20 protein-coding genes and 1 tRNA gene are annotated in these 19,017 nt (G+C 32.7%); 13 read left to right on the top strand and 8 right to left on the bottom strand.

Going from position 1 to position 19,017, the window contains the following annotated elements; all coding sequences use genetic code 11:
• The coding region (locus CVD18_RS22320) for a transposase (protein ID WP_146052690.1) at positions 1–390 on the bottom strand (390 nt) is incomplete at its 3' end.
• Between the two features lie 183 nt (positions 391–573).
• Between CVD18_RS22320 and CVD18_RS02810 the strand changes: the two genes are divergently transcribed.
• From CVD18_RS02810 to CVD18_RS02795, 4 genes are all read left to right on the top strand, one after another.
• Entirely contained in the window at positions 574–1,005 is a 432-nt protein-coding gene (locus CVD18_RS02810; RefSeq protein ID WP_103863926.1) for a cysteine hydrolase, read from the top strand.
• Between the two features lie 9 nt (positions 1,006–1,014).
• Complete coding sequence (locus CVD18_RS02805) at positions 1,015–1,578, top strand: Crp/Fnr family transcriptional regulator (RefSeq protein WP_103863925.1); 564 nt, start codon at positions 1,015–1,017, stop codon at positions 1,576–1,578.
• Positions 1,579–1,694: 116 nt separating this feature from the next.
• Positions 1,695–1,889 (top strand): 4-oxalocrotonate tautomerase family protein, encoded by a 195-nt coding sequence (locus CVD18_RS02800; protein ID WP_103863924.1) that lies wholly within the window; start codon positions 1,695–1,697, stop codon positions 1,887–1,889.
• The gene (locus CVD18_RS02795) at positions 1,886–2,629 is read left to right on the top strand and encodes an SDR family NAD(P)-dependent oxidoreductase (RefSeq protein ID WP_103863923.1); all 744 of its coding nucleotides are present in this window, start codon (positions 1,886–1,888) and stop codon (positions 2,627–2,629) included. The genes CVD18_RS02800 and CVD18_RS02795 overlap by 4 nt, the downstream gene beginning before the upstream one ends.
• Positions 2,630–3,029: 400 nt before the next feature.
• Here CVD18_RS02795 and CVD18_RS02790 read toward each other — a convergent pair.
• Positions 3,030–3,103 (bottom strand) — tRNA-Met (locus CVD18_RS02790).
• A 176-nt stretch (positions 3,104–3,279) separates the two neighbouring features.
• Here CVD18_RS02790 and CVD18_RS02785 point away from each other — a divergent pair.
• Together CVD18_RS02785 and CVD18_RS02780 are read left to right on the top strand one after the other, a co-directional pair.
• Positions 3,280–3,672 carry an START-like domain-containing protein gene (locus CVD18_RS02785; RefSeq protein WP_103863922.1) on the top strand — a complete coding sequence of 131 codons (393 nt, stop codon included), beginning with the start codon at positions 3,280–3,282 and terminating at the stop codon, positions 3,670–3,672.
• Between the two features lie 61 nt (positions 3,673–3,733).
• A complete protein-coding gene (locus tag CVD18_RS02780; protein ID WP_103863921.1) occupies positions 3,734–4,582 on the top strand; it encodes an aminotransferase class IV in 849 nt (282 codons plus the stop codon).
• Here CVD18_RS02780 and CVD18_RS02775 read toward each other — a convergent pair.
• From CVD18_RS02775 to CVD18_RS02755, 5 genes are all read right to left on the bottom strand, one after another.
• The gene (locus tag CVD18_RS02775) at positions 4,579–5,139 is read right to left on the bottom strand and encodes a YqgE/AlgH family protein (protein ID WP_103863920.1); all 561 of its coding nucleotides are present in this window, start codon (positions 5,137–5,139) and stop codon (positions 4,579–4,581) included. The genes CVD18_RS02780 and CVD18_RS02775 overlap by 4 nt on opposite strands.
• 141 nt (positions 5,140–5,280) lie before the next feature.
• Positions 5,281–5,553, bottom strand: coding sequence for an HU family DNA-binding protein (locus CVD18_RS02770; RefSeq protein WP_103068624.1), 273 nt, complete (start codon positions 5,551–5,553; stop codon positions 5,281–5,283).
• 186 nt (positions 5,554–5,739) lie between these two features.
• Positions 5,740–6,687: a methionyl-tRNA formyltransferase gene (fmt, locus tag CVD18_RS02765; RefSeq protein WP_103863919.1), complete on the bottom strand. Its 948-nt coding sequence runs from the start codon at positions 6,685–6,687 to the stop codon at positions 5,740–5,742.
• A 4-nt stretch (positions 6,688–6,691) separates the two neighbouring features.
• Positions 6,692–8,590 (bottom strand): ATP-dependent DNA helicase RecQ, encoded by a 1,899-nt coding sequence (locus CVD18_RS02760; RefSeq protein WP_103863918.1) that lies wholly within the window; start codon positions 8,588–8,590, stop codon positions 6,692–6,694.
• Positions 8,590–9,132: an AAA family ATPase gene (locus CVD18_RS02755; RefSeq protein ID WP_103863917.1), complete on the bottom strand. Its 543-nt coding sequence runs from the start codon at positions 9,130–9,132 to the stop codon at positions 8,590–8,592. The genes CVD18_RS02760 and CVD18_RS02755 overlap by 1 nt, the downstream gene beginning before the upstream one ends.
• Before the next feature lie 177 nt (positions 9,133–9,309).
• Between CVD18_RS02755 and CVD18_RS02750 the strand changes: the two genes are divergently transcribed.
• The 7 genes from CVD18_RS02750 to murA all read left to right on the top strand — a co-directional run bounded on the left by CVD18_RS02750 (position 9,310) and on the right by murA (position 16,260).
• Positions 9,310–9,771, top strand: coding sequence for a (2Fe-2S)-binding protein (locus tag CVD18_RS02750; protein WP_103863916.1), 462 nt, complete (start codon positions 9,310–9,312; stop codon positions 9,769–9,771).
• A gap of 20 nt (positions 9,772–9,791) precedes the next feature.
• Positions 9,792–11,945, top strand: a complete 2,154-nt coding sequence (locus tag CVD18_RS02745) for a xanthine dehydrogenase family protein molybdopterin-binding subunit (protein ID WP_103863915.1) — start codon at positions 9,792–9,794, stop codon at positions 11,943–11,945.
• Between the two features lie 6 nt (positions 11,946–11,951).
• Positions 11,952–13,013 (top strand): XdhC family protein, encoded by a 1,062-nt coding sequence (locus CVD18_RS02740; protein WP_103863914.1) that lies wholly within the window; start codon positions 11,952–11,954, stop codon positions 13,011–13,013.
• Complete coding sequence (locus CVD18_RS02735) at positions 12,991–13,608, top strand: NTP transferase domain-containing protein (protein WP_103863913.1); 618 nt, start codon at positions 12,991–12,993, stop codon at positions 13,606–13,608. The genes CVD18_RS02740 and CVD18_RS02735 overlap by 23 nt, the downstream gene beginning before the upstream one ends.
• Before the next feature lie 81 nt (positions 13,609–13,689).
• Entirely contained in the window at positions 13,690–13,974 is a 285-nt protein-coding gene (locus tag CVD18_RS02730; RefSeq protein WP_369858574.1) for a DUF493 family protein, read from the top strand.
• A 273-nt stretch (positions 13,975–14,247) separates the two neighbouring features.
• Positions 14,248–14,901: a DUF4290 domain-containing protein gene (locus CVD18_RS02725; protein ID WP_103863911.1), complete on the top strand. Its 654-nt coding sequence runs from the start codon at positions 14,248–14,250 to the stop codon at positions 14,899–14,901.
• A gap of 42 nt (positions 14,902–14,943) precedes the next feature.
• The gene (gene murA / locus CVD18_RS02720) at positions 14,944–16,260 is read left to right on the top strand and encodes a UDP-N-acetylglucosamine 1-carboxyvinyltransferase (RefSeq protein WP_103863910.1); all 1,317 of its coding nucleotides are present in this window, start codon (positions 14,944–14,946) and stop codon (positions 16,258–16,260) included.
• Positions 16,261–16,417: 157 nt separating this feature from the next.
• Here the strand turns inward: murA and CVD18_RS02715 are convergent, their stop codons facing one another.
• Positions 16,418–18,979, bottom strand: coding sequence for an ATP-dependent Clp protease ATP-binding subunit (locus CVD18_RS02715; RefSeq protein ID WP_103863909.1), 2,562 nt, complete (start codon positions 18,977–18,979; stop codon positions 16,418–16,420).
• Between the last annotated feature and the right edge of the window lie 38 nt (positions 18,980–19,017).

Below are 19,017 nucleotides of genomic sequence, written 5' to 3'. Positions count from 1 at the left end.
ACCTTGCCCATTATCAGTCTTACCAATACAGCCTAAATATTGTCTGGAAACACAAGCTGACATTTTTCCTTTTTTACGAAAACCTACCTCATCTATCAGTAAACCAGTAGGTTGTTTATTATTAACAAACATCTTTGAAGATTCTAAGGCTACTTGGTCCATTAAATTTCTAAACGACCAACAATCGCTATTGATAAAATGATTAATGCTTTGTTGATCCAAACAAGACAAGTGATCTGCTATATTCTGGCAGTTTACAGTCTTCTTTTCTAGTTTGAAAAGCGATTGAAAGTAATCAAAGGCGTGTTGCCTATAAGAAAACTTGACAATCTTAAAGTGCGTACTAAAATCTGAAAAGAAGGAAGTAAAACTAGAACGGACAGATTCCAAAAATTCAGGGGTTTTGGAATCATTTTTTTTGGCGGATACTATCTATTATAGCACGCTTTTGTTTAATTTGTGAAACATTTATTTTGAAGGAGCAAAATAGTGTGTTTACTATCATTCACAAAACGTTTTGCTCCTTTTTTCTAAGATGACAAAGTAGGATTAAAATAAAATTCTGGCCGCAAAATGAAATTACAAGAAAAAAAACCAACCCTTATTCTAGTAGATGTTCAAAAAACTTTTTTAGATGAAGAATATTGGGGAGGAAATAGAAATAATAAAAAAACAGAAAGCATTTGTGGAATTATTTTAAATAAGGGGAGAGAACTAAACCTCCCTATTTTTCATGTAAGGCATAGTTCAACTGATATAAATTCTAAATTACATAAATTAAATAAAGGTTTTGAGTTTAATGAACATGTACAGCCTACAGCCAGAATGGTAGGAAATTTTAGATATGATAGATATCTAATTTCTGATGCAACAGCAACCTTTTACCGTATAGGAATTAACAGGGAGAAATATGACTCAGAGACTATACATTTGACAACATTTGCTAATTTTAATGAAGAATTTGCAACTATATACGATTCAGAAAAATTAATGATGTTATTGTAATAGTTGAAAATGATACATCCTCTTAGAAAACATATAGAAGAAATAATTGAGCTTACTGATGAGGAGTTTGATTTTGTATTGAGTCATTTTGAATCTATAAAAAAAAAGAAGCACCAATATATTATTCAAGAGGGAGATTTTGTTACTAGGGAGTACTGGGTTGTACAAGGTTGTTTAAAAAGTTATTTTATTGATGATAATGGAAAAGAACATATACTACAATTCGGAATGGAAAATTGGTGGATTACAGATTATGAGTCTTTTGTAAAACAAACCAAATCCAAGACCTCTGTAGATTGTATAGAAGATAGTGAGTTACTGTACATATCTTTTGAAAACAGAGATAAATTGACTGCTCAAATGCATAAAATGGAACGTTTTTGGGCCAAAAAAAGTAAAAATGGTAGAATAGCACTTCAGAATCGAATTCTATCATTACTAAAAAATTCTACCAAAGAAAAATATGATTTACTACTGGAACAATACCCTAAACTTTTTCAACGAGTTCCAAAAAAAATGATTGCCGCATACTTAGGTGTTTCAAGAGAAACACTCAGTCGATTAAATTCATAATTACAATTCTTTTCTAGTATGAAGAGTGATATATATCACTCTAAAAAAGTGATATTCCTCCTCGTTTACCACCTCACTTAACCCCAAATTTGTAGGGTAATTAAATCAATATAAATATGCCATACATTAACATTAAAGTTACTGATGAACAGGTAACGCTAGAACAAAAACAAAAATTAATAGAAGGAGCGACACAATTGGTAGTCAGTGTCCTTAACAAAAATCCAGAAACAACTCATGTTGTTATAGAGGAAATTTCTCTGGGTAATTGGGGTGTAAACGGAGAACAATATTTAGGAACAAAAAAATGAAAAATAAAACAGTAATTATTACAGGAGCTTCTTCTGGAATTGGAAAAGGAATAGCAAAATACTTTATAGAAAAGAAAAGTAATGTTGTTATGAACTCTTCTAATCTAGAGAACTTAAAAGAAGCATATCAAGATCTTGGTTCACCTACCAATGCAACATACTTAGCAGGAGATATAAGCAAAAAAGAGACTGGACAAAAATTGGTGAATTTAGCAATAGAAAAATTCAATTCGGTAGAGGTATTAATTAATAATGCAGGAGTGTTTTCTCCAAAACCCTTTTTAGAAGTTGAAGATAAAGATTTAGAGCTTTATTGGAATGTAAACCTAAAGGGCACTTACTTTGCTTCTCAAGCAATTATTCCTCATATGATAAAACAACATAATGGGGCAATTATAAACATAGGAACTGTATTGGTAGAGCATGCTATAGATGGGTTTCCTGCTACAGCACCACTTACAAGTAAAGGAGCAATACACTCTTTGACAAGGCAACTAGCGGCTGAGTTTGGTAAGAATAATATAAAAGTGAATACTATTGCACCAGGGATTATTAGAAGCCCTTTACAAAAAAAGATAGGGGTTGAAGATGCTGATAGTTTGGCTGGGTTACATTTATTAAATAGAATAGGAGAAATAAAAGAAATAGCAGAAGCAGCCTATTATTTGGCATCTGCTAATTTTATAACAGGAGAAACTATTAATGTTGCAGGAGGACATACGGCTGGTCATTCAATTTAAGTTGTACAAAAGAACCTAAATTTTATATAAAAAACTGTCTAATCGGGCATATTTTTTGCTGTAAAAAAGAGAAACAGTATTGATAATAATTTTTTTTTCAGAAAAAAAACTAATCTTGATATAGTTTTTCTGCATTTCATTTTGAAAAATTACTAAATTAGACAGTTTTTATATTTTTATAAATTTATATAGAACTCTATTTTATTTCTACTATTTTACCTAGTAAAAGTTTTTGTTTTTTCTTAATATAACTATTAGAAACTAACTAATACTTAGATAGAATTAGAGAAAATCAGAAGCCTTTAATAGGTCTAATTAAGAAGAATTATGAATGTAACTTACCTGAAATTAAGGGTATAAAAAAAATGCGCCTAAAGCGCATTTTTTTATCTTCATATTGTAGCGAGAGGGGGGCACGATCCCCCGACCTCCGGGTTATGAATCCGACGCTCTAACCAACTGAGCTACCTCGCCAAATTTCTCTTATAGAATAATAGATTATGTTTGTTTTTAATCAAAAATCCTAACGAGGGTGCAAATATAAAAACAAAATGCAATGACGCAAACATTATTGAAGAATTAATTTTTTTTTCAATGTACTTTTAAAGTCGACAATTAATCTATATATTGGCTTACCAACAATTAATGATATGTCTGAAAAAACAAAATATGAACTTGAATTTGTGGTACAGTCGTCACCGCAACTATTATATCAATATATATCTACACCATCGGGGCTTTCGGAGTGGTTTGCAGATAATGTAAATTCTAGGGGAGAACTGTTTACTTTTATATGGGATGATTCTGAAGAAGCAGCCAAGCTTTTGAGCAAAAAAAGCGGTGAGCGTGTAAAATTTAGATGGACCGCAGATGAAGAAGAAGGCGATGATTATTATTTTGAAATGCGTATTCAGGTTGACGAAATAACAAAAGATGTTTCGCTGATGATTACAGATTATTCTGAAGATGATGAAATAGAAGAAAATAAAATGCTTTGGGATAATATGATAGGTAATCTAAAACATGTTTTAGGCTCAGCATAATCCTTGTTTTTATATAAACTTTTACACACTCCCATAAACATTAAATTTATGGGGATTTTTTATGGTAAATATCAACGGAAATATAGTAGACGATAATCAAGCGATATTATCTCTAAACAATAGAGGATATGCTTATGGAGATGCCCTGTTTGAAACAATAAGAGTCAATGCAGGGATTATTTTGTTTTGGGAGGATCATTATTTTAGATTAATGGCTTCGATGCGTATTCTTAGAATGCAAATACCATCACAATTTACTCCTGAGTTTCTAGAAAAAGAAATAAAAGATAGTATAGAAGCTAATGGATTGATGAATTCATCTGTAAGGATTAAGTTGATGGTTCATAGAGTTTCAGGAGGATTATATACACCTGATTCTAATGATGTAGAGTATAATATCTCTGTTTCAAAAATACAGTCTGTATTTTATACAATACCTGATCAAAAATATGAAGTAACTTTATTTAAAGATCATTATGTGAATATAGATCTTTTGTCAACTCTTAAGTCCAACAGTAAGCAGATTAATATTCTGGGAGGGATTTTTGCTAAAGAAAATGGTTTTGATAATTGTCTGCTATTAAATTCCAATAAAATGGTTCTAGAAGCTTTAAATGGAAATGTTTTTATTGTAAAAGGAAATACAATAAAAACACCCCCTTTGGCAGATGGATGTTTAAAAGGGGTTTTGAGAACTCAGTTATTACGTATTCTAGAAAAATTAAAAGATTATACAGTAGAGGAAGCGTCTATTTCTCCATTTGAACTACAGAAAGCCGATGAGTTATTTATAACAAATGTTATAACTGGTATTGTACCAGTTACCAAGTTTAGGAAAAAGGAATACAATGTTACAACCAGTAAAAGGTTGTTGGGAATCTTAAATACTAAAATCCGATTAGGGAATTAATTATATGCAGGGTTCTCGGGAGCATTAGACCAAAGTAGATAATCACCACCTAGTTCTATCATTTTTTCTTTCCAGAAAGTATCACAGGATTTACCAAAAATATTCTTTTTGTAATTATTTTCTACAATTACCCATGAATTTGCTTCGAGTTCTTGGTTAAGCTGTTCAGAGTCCCATCCAGAATATCCAAGAAAAAAACGAATTTCATTTGGGGTGATTTTTTCTTGTGCTATCAATGTAGATACAATAGCAAAATCCCCTCCCCAATAAATTCCACTAGAGATTTCTACACTATCAGGAATAAGATCTGGAACTTTATGTATAAAATAGAGATTATCTTGTTCTACTGGTCCGCCATTATATATTTTGAAATCTACTTCAATTTCAGGAACGAGATCAGCAAGAAGATATTCTAAAGGTTTATTCATTATAAAGCCAATAGAACCTTGTTCAGTATGATCCGCCAAAAGAACCACCGAGCGATTGAAAGATACATCTCCTATAATAGATGGCTCAGCGATTAATAAATGCCCTTTTGAGGGTTGAAGTGATATCATATTAACATTTCTTTATCTTAAAGCTAAATAATTATTTCTAATAATCAAAACTGTAGAAGGTTTTTTGAAGTTTTTTTACGGAAAATCCATAAAAAAACTCCCAAAAGTGGGAGTTTTTAGATAATATCGAAAACGAACTGATTAGTTTACTGAACTAGATAAATCAGCACCAGCCTTAAACTTAACAACGTTTTTAGCAGCGATTTTGATAGTCTTACCTGTCTGCGGATTTCTACCTTCTCTTGCAGCTCTTTGAGAAACTGACCAAGATCCAAATCCAACTAGAGAAACACGACCTCCTTTTTTAAGGGTACCTTCAACGTTTCCTAAGAAAGATTCTAAGGCTTTTTTAGCCGCTGCTTTAGTAATTCCAGCGTCAGCTGCCATTGCATCGATTAATTCTGTTTTGTTCATAATTCTGTTTTTAAATTAATTGTTGGTTAAACCAATCTTTTATGTTAAACGCTTTACAAATTTATACGGATTTATCATTCATGCAAGGATTAGCCCAGTAAATACAGGGATTTGTTGATAACTCAACGTGATTGTTAATAACCAATGTTGTTTTGTATCATTTTTAAACTCTTATGTTATTAGGCTTTAGCTCATTTTTGCATCTCTATAAAAAACATAACCATTCAACAGTGCTTTTGATGCCATAGCTTTTTTTCCAGGAAGTTGTAATTTGTCTATTTGTATATAGCCACTCTTTACAGCTACTTTCATAATAGAGTCTTCAATTATAATTTTTCCTATATCATGACTGTGTACTTCTATAATAGGATTTGCAGTATATATTTTTATGTTTTCAACCACTCCATTATTTTGTAGTTGACACCAAGCAGAAGGGTATGGACTTAATCCTCTGATTAGATTATTGATTGTTTCTATAGTTTCCTCCCAGTTAATTTTAGTGTTTTCACGATTCAATTTATATGCAGTTTTAAAAGTGCTGTCTAATGGTTGTGGTTGTACACTAACAGTATTGCTTTCTATTGCTTTTATTGTACCTAGAACTAGCTCAGCCCCATTTGTCATAAGTCGATCATGCAAATTTCCTGCAGAATCAGTATTTTTTATTTCAATTTCTTTTTGTAAAATAACATGCCCTGTATCTATTTTCTCATCGATAAAGAATGTAGTAATACCTGTCTTTTGCTCTCCGTTTATAATAGCCCAATTTATAGGAGCAGCCCCTCTGTAGTCTGGAAGAAGTGAGGCATGTAGATTAAAAGTACCATATTCTGGCATATTCCAAACTATCTTTGGTAGCATTCTAAAAGCAACGACAATATTTAAATTGGCCTTCAATGATTCTAATTCCTTAATAAACGCTTCGCTTTTAAGGTTTGTAGGTTGAAGTATTTTTAAATTTTTGGAAACCGCGTATTCTTTGACGGCAGATGCTCTAAGTTTTCTTCCTCTTCCTGCGGGTTTATCAGGAGCAGTAATAACCCCCACTACATTATATTTATTTTCTATTATAGTTTTTAAGGTTTCTACTGCAAAATCTGGAGTTCCCATAAACAGGATTCGTAAGTCTCTCATTTTATTATACTAATTGATAGTTGTTGTCATGGTTAATTTTTATAATTTGATGTTCATTCATCTCTCTCAATACCTGTAACGTCATTTTTTCTGGATATGTGAGTTGTGCAAGTAAATCTCTTGAAGATAAGTTTTTTATTGTTAAAAGATTAATAATATCTTCTTGTATTTTGGTGAAATCTATAGATGAATTAGTTTCTTTTTTTGTCGTACAGACACTACATATTTCACAATCATAAGTCTTTTTTTCGCCAAAATACTCCAAAAGCTCTCTACTTTTACATCTAGAGTTGTTTTCTGTGAATTTTAATATAGCATGTACCTTTTTTATTTTTGCGGTATTCTGTTTTGTTAGGTGATGTTTTATTCTATTGATAGTATGGTGATCCTCTCTAGGTACTAAAAAAATAATCTCAGCGTCAGAAGTTTTATGAGTAAACTCAATTAAATCAGCCTCTTTTAGTCTGTTCAAGACTTTAATGATTTCATTCTCAGGTCTCCCTGTTTTTGAGGCAATTAAAGATAGATTTACATCGATTTCCTCATCAAAAATACCGCCATAAGTTCTCAAAAGAGCTTTGGTAATTAATTGATATTCTACGTTGTCATCAAGATAATTTAGAAGATGATTTCCTGTAGTTAGAATATGTAAACTACTTTTTTTTGAATATCTTTTTATAAACCTAATAACTCCGCAACGATCCAGAAAAAGTAATACATTATAAGTAACCAAAGTGTTCAATTCATAGGTTCTGCAAAATACATTAAATTCAAAACCATGAATAGTTTGTTCTCCTTCGCCATAGGATACTCTAAAATAATTGCATAACTTTCTGTATACAAGTTTAACAGCATCAATATCTGGTAGTACTTTTATAAATTGATTGTGTAAACGATAGCTGTCACTTTCATTTTTTAATAAAAAAGCAAGAGATTTTTTACCATCTCGCCCCGCTCTTCCAGCTTCTTGAAAATAGCTTTCTATACTTTCTGGAATTGTATAATGAATAACGGTACGCACATTGGGTTTGTCGATTCCCATACCAAAAGCATTGGTGGCTACCATTATTCTAATCTCTTCTTTGAGCCATTGAGTAAATCGTTTTGTTTTTTCTTGAGCGTCTACCCCTCCGTGATAATATGTAGCAGAATATCCGTTAGCATTAAGAAAATCACTTAATTCTATTGCTGATTTTCTATTTCTTACATATACAATTGATGTTCCTGGATAGGTTCCTAATATTTTTATAAGCATATAATTTTTATCACTTACATGCTTTACTCTATATCCTAGATTAGATCTAAAAAATGATTGTCTAAATATTTTTGGCTGAAAAAGATCAAGCTCAATAACAATATCATTAATAACCTCAGTAGTCGCAGAAGCAGTTAAAGCTACCATAGGAATTGAAGGATGTATTTTTCTAAGAATATCAATGTTTTTATAGGAAGGTCTAAAATCATTACCCCATTGCGAAATACAATGAGCCTCATCAACAGCAATAAGGTTGATGTTCATTTTTTTTAGACGTTCTTGTACAATGTCTTGTTGAAGTCGTTCGGGCGAAAGATATAAGAATTTATAATTACCATAGATACAATTGTCAAGCAATGTATCTAATTCAGAATATTTAATTCCGCTTGGTAACGCAATTGCTTTAATATCTTTTTGACGAAGGTTTTGTACTTGATCTTGCATCAATGCTATTAATGGGGAAACAACAATACAGATTCCTTCTTTTAATAATGCAGGAACCTGAAAACAGATAGATTTTCCTCCACCTGTTGGTAGTAGAGCAAAAGTATCTTCTCCTTCAAGTATAGCAGTAATGATTTTTTCCTGCATAGGTTTGAAAGTATCGTACTTCCAATAATGTGTGAGTATTTGCAGGGGAGTATTCATTATACAGATAAAATATTTTCTAAGATAAAGTTACTTCGCTTTTCCACATTTCCAAAAGGAACTTCTATACAGTGATATCCTAGATTAGTATAAGTTTCATAAAGGTGATGATGTATACGTTGTGCCTGGTCAAAACTTTCATAACGCTCATTATCGGTTTTATGTATATCTTCCCATGGGGGAAGTAAAAAAATAGAATCATACCTGTATGTTTCACATGCTTTTGTGAATTCTGAAGGATACGATTCGTTGGCATAATCCATATATGCAATCACATCAGGAATTCCTCTATCAAAGAATACTCTTGCAGATGATATGTTATTTGCATTAGTATGTTGGGCAATACGGCCTTCTATTAATTTTCTACTAAATAGAAGTGGATCTTCTAGAAACAGCTGTGATATACCTTCTTGTTGAGCTTCTAGGGTAACCTGTCTTGATATTTCATGAAGACATAATTCTCCCATACTTTCTAAATGTTCAATGATGGTTGTCTTTCCAGTAGAAGGACCTCCGATAATAACAATTTTTTTATTTGCCAAAGGAATAATTTTGAGACAAATTTCGGAATTATAATGTGATTTTGAAAATCATATTGATAGAACTATAAAGGTCTGTTAAAGTTAGAGCAAATGAGTGATTATTTGTTACCTTAAATAGCAATTGGTGTACAATTGTTTTATTTAGATTAATTAAAAGTAATTATAATAAATTAACTCATGCCAATATATAAATTAAAGATTAATGGTCAGTCTTATTCTGTAGAAGCTGATCCAGATACTCCTCTACTTTGGGTATTAAGAGATCATTTGAATATGGTAGGAACCAAATTTGGATGTGGTATAGGCCAATGTGGGGCATGTACTGTGCATGTAGATGGTTCTGCAACAAGAAGTTGCTTGCTTATGATATCTGTAGTAGAAGATATAGAAATAACAACTATAGAAGGATTGTCTGATGATGCTTCGCATCCAGTACAACAAGCTTGGAAAGAAATCGATGTACCTCAATGTGGATATTGTCAATCTGGACAAATAATGTCTGCTGTAGCTTTCTTACTACAAAACAAAAATCCTAATAGAGAAGAGATTAGAGATGCAATGAGTGGTAATATTTGTAGGTGTGCCTCCTATAATAGGATAGAGAAAGCTGTAGAAGTTGCTGCAGATAAAATGGGTTAATCTACTTAAAGAATACAAAAATGAAAACGAATCTTCCTCTTTCTTTTAATAGAAGGTCTTTTATAAAAACATCAACATTGGCTGGTGGTGGAATGTTAATAGGTTTTAATCTATTTCAGGCATGTAAACCAGAAGTAGCACCGCCAATAGATATATCACAACTTAATTTTAATGATTTTAATGCTTTTATTAAAATAGCAGATAACGGGATGGTAACTATTTTTTCTCCTAATCCAGAAATAGGACAAGGAGTAAAAACTGCAATGCCAATGCTTATAGCAGAAGAATTAGATGTATCATGGGATAAGGTACATGTAGTGCAAGGAGCATTAGATACCAAAAATTTCACAAGACAAGTAGCAGGAGGAAGCCAGTCATTAAGACATGGCTGGGAGCCTTTGAGGCAGACTGGGGCAACTGCTAGGCAAATGTTGATTAATGCAGCTGCGACCATATGGAAAGTAAATCCAAAAGAATGCAAAACAGCAAATGGTATTATAACAAATGCTAACGGAGATACGCTTGGGTATGGAGAAGTGGTAAAAGAAGCTGCAATTCTAGAAGTACCTGAGAATGTAACTTTGAAAGAACCTAAAGATTTTAAGATTATAGGACAAGATATTTCTAATGTTGATATTGATAAGATCATAACAGGAAAAGCTCTTTATGGAATGGATTATAAAGAAGAGGGAATGGTGTATGCTTCAGTGCTAAGGCCTCCTGCCTTTGGTAAGAAATTGATGGATTATGATGATACAGCGGTTAAGGCAATTACAGGTATTTATGATGTAATCAGATTTGGAGATAAAATAGCTGTGATAGCAAAAGATACCTGGACTGCTATGAAAGGGAAGAAAGCACTAAAAGCAAATTGGTCTGTTGATTCTAAATTAGAAAGCACAGAAGATCATGATAAGATACTTACAGATTTACTCAATGGACAAGCTTTTGAAACATTACGACAAGACGGTGATGTTAAAAAAGCATTTGTAGAAGCAGATGAAGTCATAGAGAGAATATATGAATCTCCTTTTTTACCACATAATTGTATGGAACCAATGAATTTTTTTGCAGATGTAACTCCAGAGAAAGTTCGTTTAGTAGGGCCTATTCAAACTCCCGCTGGGACTGCTCGTAGAGTTGCAGATTTATTAGAGAGAACTCCAGAAGATGTGTCTGTAGAAATGACTAGAATGGGAGGAGGTTTTGGAAGAAGGCTTTATGGAGATTTTGCATTAGAAGTAGCAGAAATATCAAAGATTGCTCAAAAACCAGTTAAATTGGTGTATTCTAGAGAAGATGATATGACGGCAGGAGTGTATAGACCTTCAATAAAATATAAAATAGGAGTTTCTATAAAGGATAGAAAAATTACAGGGTATCATCTCAAAGAAGCATCAGTTAATTCTAATATGTATGGGTTGATACCTAACTTTTTTCCTGCAGGAGCAATTGAGAATTATCAGGTAGATGTAGCAAGCTATCAAAGTAATATTTCTACAGGAGCATGGAGAGCTCCATATACCAATTTTCTTTCTTTTGCAGAGCAAAGTTTTTTTGATGAACTAGCAGAAATATTAGAGATAGATAAAATACAATTACGATTAGATTTACTACAAAAAGTAAAAGGTACTACAGATGATAGGATAGAATATTCTCCTGAGCGTTTAGAGAATGTTATAAAAGTAGCAGTAGATAAATCGGGATGGGGTATTAAAAATGAAGGTGTTTTTCAGGGATTTAGTGCATATTATTGCCATAACACTCATGTGGCTGAAGTGGCAGATGTGGTACTAGAAAATGAAATTCCAGTAGTGAAAAAAATAACTTGTGTAGTAGATTGTGGGATAGTTGTAAACCCTTTGGGAGCCAAGAATCAAATAGAAGGAGGGGTGATTGATGGAGTAGGGCATGCTATGTACGGTAATTTTTCATTCAATAAAGGAGTACCTCAAGATCAAAATTTTAACACCTATCGCTTGATACGAATAAATGAAACTCCTATTGTTGAAACTCATTTTATAGAGAGTGATATTGCTCCAACAGGTTTAGGGGAACCAACATTACCTCCTGCGGGTGCTGCTGTAGCAAATGCAATCAAAGCAGCAAAAGGAATACGAGTGTACAAACAACCTTTTATAGAAAATATGAAGAACAAAGCGCCTCTGGTATAATATTTTATGACACACGAATTCAAAGAAATATTAGAATCATATCAAATAGCTAAACAACAAGGTATAACAGCTGTTATGGCTACAGTTGTAGATATAGAAGGTTCCTCATACAGAAGGCCAGGAGTAGGTGTGCTAATCTTACAAAATGGAAATATGACAGGAGCTGTTAGTGGTGGTTGTGTAGAAAAAGAAGTGTGGAGACAAGCACAATCAGTTTTTGTGACAGGAACGTCAAAAATGATGACCTATGATGGTAAATATAGGTTAGGTTGTGAAGGAGTATTATATATTTTGATCGAACCTTTTGATATGACTCAAGATCAGATTACTCGTATGAAACAATACTTGATATCAAGAACATCATTTGAAATAGAATCCTATTATTCTAAAACCATGTATGATCATTCTGGTATGGGATCTATGGTAAAGTTTACAGAAACGCAAGTGTTTTCTTTTTCTTATAAAACATCACCAAATGTAGCTGCTGTTTTAAGTTGTTTTACAAGAAAAATAGTACCCTGTTTTAAGTTATTGATCATAGGAACTGAACATGATGCGATACAATTGTGTCAATTAGCCTCAGCTACAGGGTGGGAGGTTGATATTGTTAGCTCACCAAAATCACCAATACAGCTGGATAAATTTCCAGGAGCTCAAAGAGTTATAGAAAGTTTACCAGAAAACTTAGAGACTGATTTTATTGATGATCAAACGGCTATTGTTCTGATGTCTCATAATTTTGCTAAAGACTTGTTGTATTTGCAAGTATTAACAGAAACGTGTCCTGCATATATTGGACTTTTAGGCCCTTCCCAACGTAGAGAAAAACTATTATTTGCTCTTATTGAGTATTTTCCAGAGATTACGGATTCATTTTTAGATACAATACATGGACCAGCGGGATTAAATTTAGGAGCAGAAACACCACAAGAAATAGCAATTTCTATTATTGCAGAAATATTATCAGTAATTAGAAATCAAGAACCAATATCGCTTCAAGAAAAATCGGGTGCAATTCATGATCATTATAATAAGAAAACAATAAATGTCATTTCTACCAAAACCTAAAGTAGCACAACTTATTCTTGCGGCAGGTTGTTCTAGTAGAATGGGGAAACCTAAACAATTATTACCTTGGAGGGGTACAACATTGATTGAGCATGCGATAAAACAGACTATAGAATTGGATGGTATAATCACTTATGTGATTCTGGGAGCATATTATGACACTATTTATGAAAGAATCAAAGATTACCCTATAACCATACTCAAAAATAAATACTGGCAAAAAGGAATGGGAACTACTATACAATGTGGGATAAATACTTTGCAAAAGGAAGCTATACCGTATGATGCTGTTTTAATTTCATTAATCGATCAGCCTTTATTGCAGACATGTCATTATAAAAAATTACTTGTATCGTTTTATAAAGGTGATCATTCAATTATAGCAACAGATTTAGGAGAAAAAAAAGGAGTACCATCAGTAATTTCTTCTATTTATTTTGATGAATTAACTAAATTGAAAGAAAATTTTGGCGCCAGATATTTGATTAAACAATATAAAGATCAAGTGAAAAGTATCTGTGCAAAAAATGAAGGGATTGATATAGATACAGTTACAGACTATGAAGGTTTAATAAAGAAAAACTATTCTTCTTAAAAAAATAAAAGGACCGTATCGGTTAAGTTTGATTTTATAAATAACCTGTATCTTTGCCCAACTTTTGATTAGATAGATATTATGAAAGATTCAGAAGAATTTTATAAAAAACTAAGAGCACAGTTGGCAGATACATCACTTTGGCCAACAGCATATTTGTATAAATTTATTGTTCCAACAGAAGATGCTAAAATCACGCAAATTGAAAATATATTTGACAATTTAGGAGCTGTGATTGATAGAAAACAATCAAAGAATGGTAAGTATACTAGTGTGTCTATTAATGTAAGAATGAAGAATCCTGATGAAGTAATTAATAAATATAAAGAAGTTGCTGCCAAAGTAGAAGGGGTAATTTCATTATAATATATCTCATTTTCTAATATAGAATATAAGTTTACCAATTAGATTATTTTGCTGTTTGATAAATAAATTAAGACAATGATCATGCTGACTTATTTTATTTTAGTATTTTGCGAAACATATTTATAGAATAGTCTAAAAAAAGTAATCAATTGCAAACTGAACCTATAGAAGTTTAACTATATACTTATAATAAAGTCTTCAAAAAACTCATTCTGAAAACACTTTACAAATTGATTTTTAAGATTATATCTACACAATTTTTACATACGTTTTATGGAAATTAATAACTTAGAGTATAATACAGAGCGTGAAAAGCTTATCATTCCAGAATATGGTCGTCATTTACAAAAGATGATTAATCATACTGTTGCTATAGAAGATAGAGAAGAGCGTAATAAGGTTACAAAATCTATTATTGCGGTAATGGGTAATTTGCAACCTCATTTGCGTGATGTGCCCGAGTTTCAGCATAAGTTGTGGGATCAGTTATTCATTATGAGTGATTTTAAACTAGATGTGGATACTCCTTTTCCTGTATTGACTAAAGAGAAATTACAAGAAAGGCCAGAGCCTCTTGATTACCCCCAGAACTTTCCTAAATATCGTTTTTATGGAAATAATATCAAAAGAATGATTGATGTGGCTAATAGTTGGGAGGATGGAGAATTAAAATCTGCCCTTGCACTGACTATTGCTAATCACATGAAAAAATGCTACCTAAACTGGAATAAAGATACAGTAGAAGATAGTGTTATCTTTAATCATCTTTTTGAGTTGAGTGATGGTAGGATCAATATGAAAGGAAGTAGTGAAGATCTAACAGATTCCACTAATTTGATGAGAGGGAAAAAGAAAAAGCACAACAACAACAACAACAATAGTGGTAAAAAGAATTACCGAAATAACAGAGGTAAAAAACGCTACTAAACCTCAATTAACACTAACCACTAATAAACTATTAACGATTACATGGGAACTTTTCAAATAGAAGGAGGCCATCAGCTCAAAGGGGAAGTTACACCACAAGGAGCAAAAAATGAAGCCTTACAGATTCTTTGCGCGGTATTATTAACACCAGAAGAGGTGATAATTTCTAATATTCCTGATATTAGAGATGTCAATAAATTAATTGATATTCTCAAAAACCTTGGAGTTAAAGTAGAGAAGTTAGAGAAAGGTAGGTATTCTTTTAAAAGTGATGACCTTGATTTAGAGTATTTAGAGAGTGAGCGGTTTAAAAAAGAAGGAAGTGGACTTAGAGGGTCTATTATGATTGTGGGACCACTGTTAGCAAGATTTGGAAAAGGATATATACCTCGACCAGGGGGAGATAAAATAGGGAGAAGACGTCTAGATACGCACTTTGAGGGATTTATAAATCTTGGAGCGATATTTAGGTATAATAAAGAAGAACGTTTTTACGGGGTTGAAGCGCCTAATGGTTTGGCTGGAACAAATATGTTGCTAGATGAAGCGTCTGTTACTGGTACCGCAAATATTGTTATGGCCGCAGTATTGGCTAAAGGCACAACAACTATCTATAATGCTGCTTGTGAACCTTATTTACAGCAATTATGTAAGATGCTTAATGCTATGGGAGCAAAAATTTCAGGTGTTGGTTCTAATTTATTAACTATAGAAGGAGTGACCTCGTTGGTAGGTTGTGAGCATAGGGTGTTGCCTGATATGATAGAAATTGGCTCATGGATAGGTCTTGCTGCAATGACAAAAAGTGAGATCACTATAAAAAATGTTAGCTGGGAAAACCTAGGACTGATACCAAATACTTTTAGAAAGTTAGGGATTACCTTAGAACGAGTAGGAGATGATATTTATATACCACCTCATAATGATGGATATCAGATAGAAAGTTATATAGATGGTTCTTTTATGACTATTGCTGATGCTCCTTGGCCAGGATTTACCCCAGACTTATTGAGTATTGTATTGGTGGTAGCTACACAGGCTAAAGGAGAAGTAATGGTGCATCAAAAAATGTTTGAAAGCCGTTTGTTTTTTGTGGATAAATTGATTGATATGGGGGCAAAGATTATATTGTGTGACCCGCATAGAGCTACAATTATAGGTCATGATTTTAAATCTACGTTAAAAGCAACAACAATGGTGTCACCTGATATAAGAGCAGGGATATCTTTACTTATAGCGGCATTGAGTGCGAACGGAACGTCAACGATTCATAATATTGAACAGATCGATCGTGGGTATGAGAATATTGATGAACGTTTGAGAGCAATTGGAGCAAAAATTACTAGAACAGAAGCATAAAATACTTTTTAGTAGTATAAAAAGAAAATGATCCCATTCAAATATATTTTTTGAATGGGATCATTTTCTTTTGTCTAGATAATTTTAGTAGCTATGCTGGTTAATCATTTGATCTTTCCAGTCCAATGCTAATTCCATAGTTTAAACCACTTCTTAATTAAGATTCTGTAGATTCTTCAGCTTTTTTTATAGTGATTGTAAGCTCGCTAGAATCATCATCTATATCCATAAAGATACTGTCTCCTTCTTGAAGCTGAGAATTTATGATCTCTTCTGCCAAAGCGTCTTCAATGTATTTTTGAATTGCTCTTTTTAAGGGTCTTGCACCATATTGCCTGTCGAATCCTTTTTCGGTAATGTAATCCTTAGCTTTTTCGCTGAGAGATAATTCATAGCCTAATCCTTTGATTCGCCCGTATAGTTTATCGAGTTCTATGTCTATAATTTTATGGATATCTTCTCGCTCTAATGCGTTGAATACAATTACATCATCTACACGGTTTAGAAATTCAGGAGCAAATGCTTTTTTTAGGGCATTTTCTATTACTCCTTTGGCGTAATCTTCTGCTTGGGTTTTTTTGGCAGTAGTTCCAAAACCAACTCCTTGTCCAAAATCTTTTAGTTTACGGGCACCAATATTAGATGTCATTATAATTATGGCATTTCTAAAATCAATTTTACGACCTAAACTATCAGTAAGATATCCGTCATCTAGTACTTGTAGCATCATATTAAAAACATCAGGATGTGCTTTTTCAATTTCGTCAAGTAGAATTACAGCGTATGGTTTTCTTCTTACCTTTTCTGTGAGTTGCCCACCTTCTTCGTAACCTACATATCCAGGAGGAGCTCCAATAAGTCTAGAAACTGCAAATTTCTCCATGTATTCACTCATATCAATACGTATCAGAGTGTCTTCGCTATCAAAAAGTTCTCTTGCAAGTACTTTTGCTAACTGTGTTTTACCAACTCCAGTTTGACCTAAGAAAATAAATGAACCAATTGGTTTGTCAGGATCCTTAAGACCAGCACGATTACGTTGTATTGCTTTTACTACTTTACTTACTGCCTCGTCTTGACCAATTACTTTACCCATAATTAGGTTTGGTAATTCTGCCAATTTGTTACTTTCTGTTTGAGCGATACGATTAACAGGAATTCCTGTCATCATAGAGACTACATCAGCTACGTCATTTTCGTCAACAGTTTCTTTATGTAGTTTGGATTCTTTTTCCCATTGTTCTTGTGCAACTGCAAGTTCTTTTTCGAGATTCTTTTCATCATCTCTAAGCTTAGCAGCCTCTTCATATTTTTGTTTTTTTACAACACTATTTTTGAGTTCTCTTACTTCTTCAAGTTTTTTCTCGAGATCAAGAACTTTTTTGGGTACATCAATATTAGTTATATGAACTCTAGATCCTGCTTCATCCAGAGCATCTATAGCTTTGTCTGGTAGAAAACGATCTGTCATATATCTATTAGTTAGTTTTACACAAGACTCAATAGCTTGAGGAGTATAGATAACATTATGATGTTCTTCGTATTTTTCCTTAATATTATTAAGTATTTCTATTGTTTCTTCTATATTGGTAGGTTCAACAATAACCTTTTGGAAACGTCTTTCAAGAGCTCCATCTTTTTCAATGTACTGTCTGTATTCATCAAGTGTTGTTGCTCCGATACATTGTATTTCACCTCTTGCTAAAGCGGGTTTGAACATATTCGATGCGTCAAGACTTCCTGTTGCTCCACCAGCACCAACAATGGTATGAATTTCATCAATAAAAAGGATGATGTCATCATTTTTTTCTAATTCATTCATTACAGCTTTCATTCGTTCTTCAAACTGCCCTCTATATTTGGTTCCAGCAACCAGACTTGCCAAATCGAGTGTAACTACTCTCTTGTCGAATAAGATTCTAGAGACTTTTCTTTTAACAATCCTTAGTGCTAGTCCTTCTGCGATTGCAGATTTACCGACACCAGGTTCTCCTATAAGTAATGGGTTATTTTTCTTTCGTCTACTCAGTATTTGAGATACACGTTCAATTTCTTTGGATCTTCCTACTACAGGATCAAGTTTACCTTCTTCTGCCATAGCAGTAAGATCACGTCCAAAATTATCTAAAACAGGAGTTTTAGATTTTTTTCCAGCTTTATTTCCTCCAGAAGGTGAGTTAAAGGGATTTTCTTTAGAAGAGTCTCCGGTTAAATCATCATCGTCATCAGAGAAAGATTCTGCTCTTGGGTTGTCGATATATTCTTCTTCTTCGTTAGCAATCATAAACTTAAATTGGTCTTTAACGTTATCGTAATCTACTTTTAAACGATTTAAAAGCTTTGTAGTTGGGTCGTTTTCATTTCTAAGAATACATAGTAAAAGATGAGCAGTATTAATAGAGGAGCTATGAAATAACTTTGCTTCTAGAAAAGTTGTTTTTAAAGCTCTTTCTGCTTGTCTAGTTAAATGTAAATTTTTTTTCTCGTTAGAGGCGACAGCAACTTCTGGATTTGCAGGGCTAAGAATTTCGACTTTTCTTCTCAAGTTGGTCAAGTCGATATCTAATGCATCAAGAATATTAATTGCTTTTCCATTTCCATCACGTAGCAATCCCAGCATAAGGTGTTCTGTACCAATAAAATCATGCCCCAATCTTAGGGCTTCTTCTTTGCTGTACGCAATAACATCTTTAACTCTAGGTGAAAAATTATCATCCATAAAATTATTCTCTTTCTTTATTCTTTATAACTAAAATA

It is taken from the genome of Aquimarina sp. I32.4, from assembly GCF_002924285.1.
GTDB lineage: Bacteria > Bacteroidota > Bacteroidia > Flavobacteriales > Flavobacteriaceae > Aquimarina.
The sequence above is the reverse complement of the archived record's forward strand: the minus strand, read 5'-3'. Positions and strand labels throughout refer to the sequence as shown.

Coding starts and splice junctions, on each gene's coding strand:
- CVD18_RS02730 (WP_369858574.1), top strand. CDS start 13,690: ATGAAAGATTCAGAAGAATTTTATAAAAAACTAAGAGCACAGTTGGCA.
- CVD18_RS02735 (WP_103863913.1), top strand. CDS start 12,991: ATGTCATTTCTACCAAAACCTAAAGTAGCACAACTTATTCTTGCGGCA.
- CVD18_RS02770 (WP_103068624.1), bottom strand. CDS start 5,553: ATGAACAAAACAGAATTAATCGATGCAATGGCAGCTGACGCTGGAATT.
- CVD18_RS02740 (WP_103863914.1), top strand. CDS start 11,952: ATGACACACGAATTCAAAGAAATATTAGAATCATATCAAATAGCTAAA.
- CVD18_RS02795 (WP_103863923.1), top strand. CDS start 1,886: ATGAAAAATAAAACAGTAATTATTACAGGAGCTTCTTCTGGAATTGGA.
- CVD18_RS02725 (WP_103863911.1), top strand. CDS start 14,248: ATGGAAATTAATAACTTAGAGTATAATACAGAGCGTGAAAAGCTTATC.
- CVD18_RS02745 (WP_103863915.1), top strand. CDS start 9,792: ATGAAAACGAATCTTCCTCTTTCTTTTAATAGAAGGTCTTTTATAAAA.
- CVD18_RS02715 (WP_103863909.1), bottom strand. CDS start 18,979: ATGGATGATAATTTTTCACCTAGAGTTAAAGATGTTATTGCGTACAGC.
- CVD18_RS02780 (WP_103863921.1), top strand. CDS start 3,734: ATGGTAAATATCAACGGAAATATAGTAGACGATAATCAAGCGATATTA.
- CVD18_RS02810 (WP_103863926.1), top strand. CDS start 574: ATGAAATTACAAGAAAAAAAACCAACCCTTATTCTAGTAGATGTTCAA.
- murA (WP_103863910.1), top strand. CDS start 14,944: ATGGGAACTTTTCAAATAGAAGGAGGCCATCAGCTCAAAGGGGAAGTT.
- CVD18_RS02750 (WP_103863916.1), top strand. CDS start 9,310: ATGCCAATATATAAATTAAAGATTAATGGTCAGTCTTATTCTGTAGAA.
- CVD18_RS02800 (WP_103863924.1), top strand. CDS start 1,695: ATGCCATACATTAACATTAAAGTTACTGATGAACAGGTAACGCTAGAA.
- CVD18_RS02775 (WP_103863920.1), bottom strand. CDS start 5,139: ATGATATCACTTCAACCCTCAAAAGGGCATTTATTAATCGCTGAGCCA.
- CVD18_RS02760 (WP_103863918.1), bottom strand. CDS start 8,590: ATGAATACTCCCCTGCAAATACTCACACATTATTGGAAGTACGATACT.
- CVD18_RS02785 (WP_103863922.1), top strand. CDS start 3,280: ATGTCTGAAAAAACAAAATATGAACTTGAATTTGTGGTACAGTCGTCA.
- fmt (WP_103863919.1), bottom strand. CDS start 6,687: ATGAGAGACTTACGAATCCTGTTTATGGGAACTCCAGATTTTGCAGTA.
- CVD18_RS02805 (WP_103863925.1), top strand. CDS start 1,015: ATGATACATCCTCTTAGAAAACATATAGAAGAAATAATTGAGCTTACT.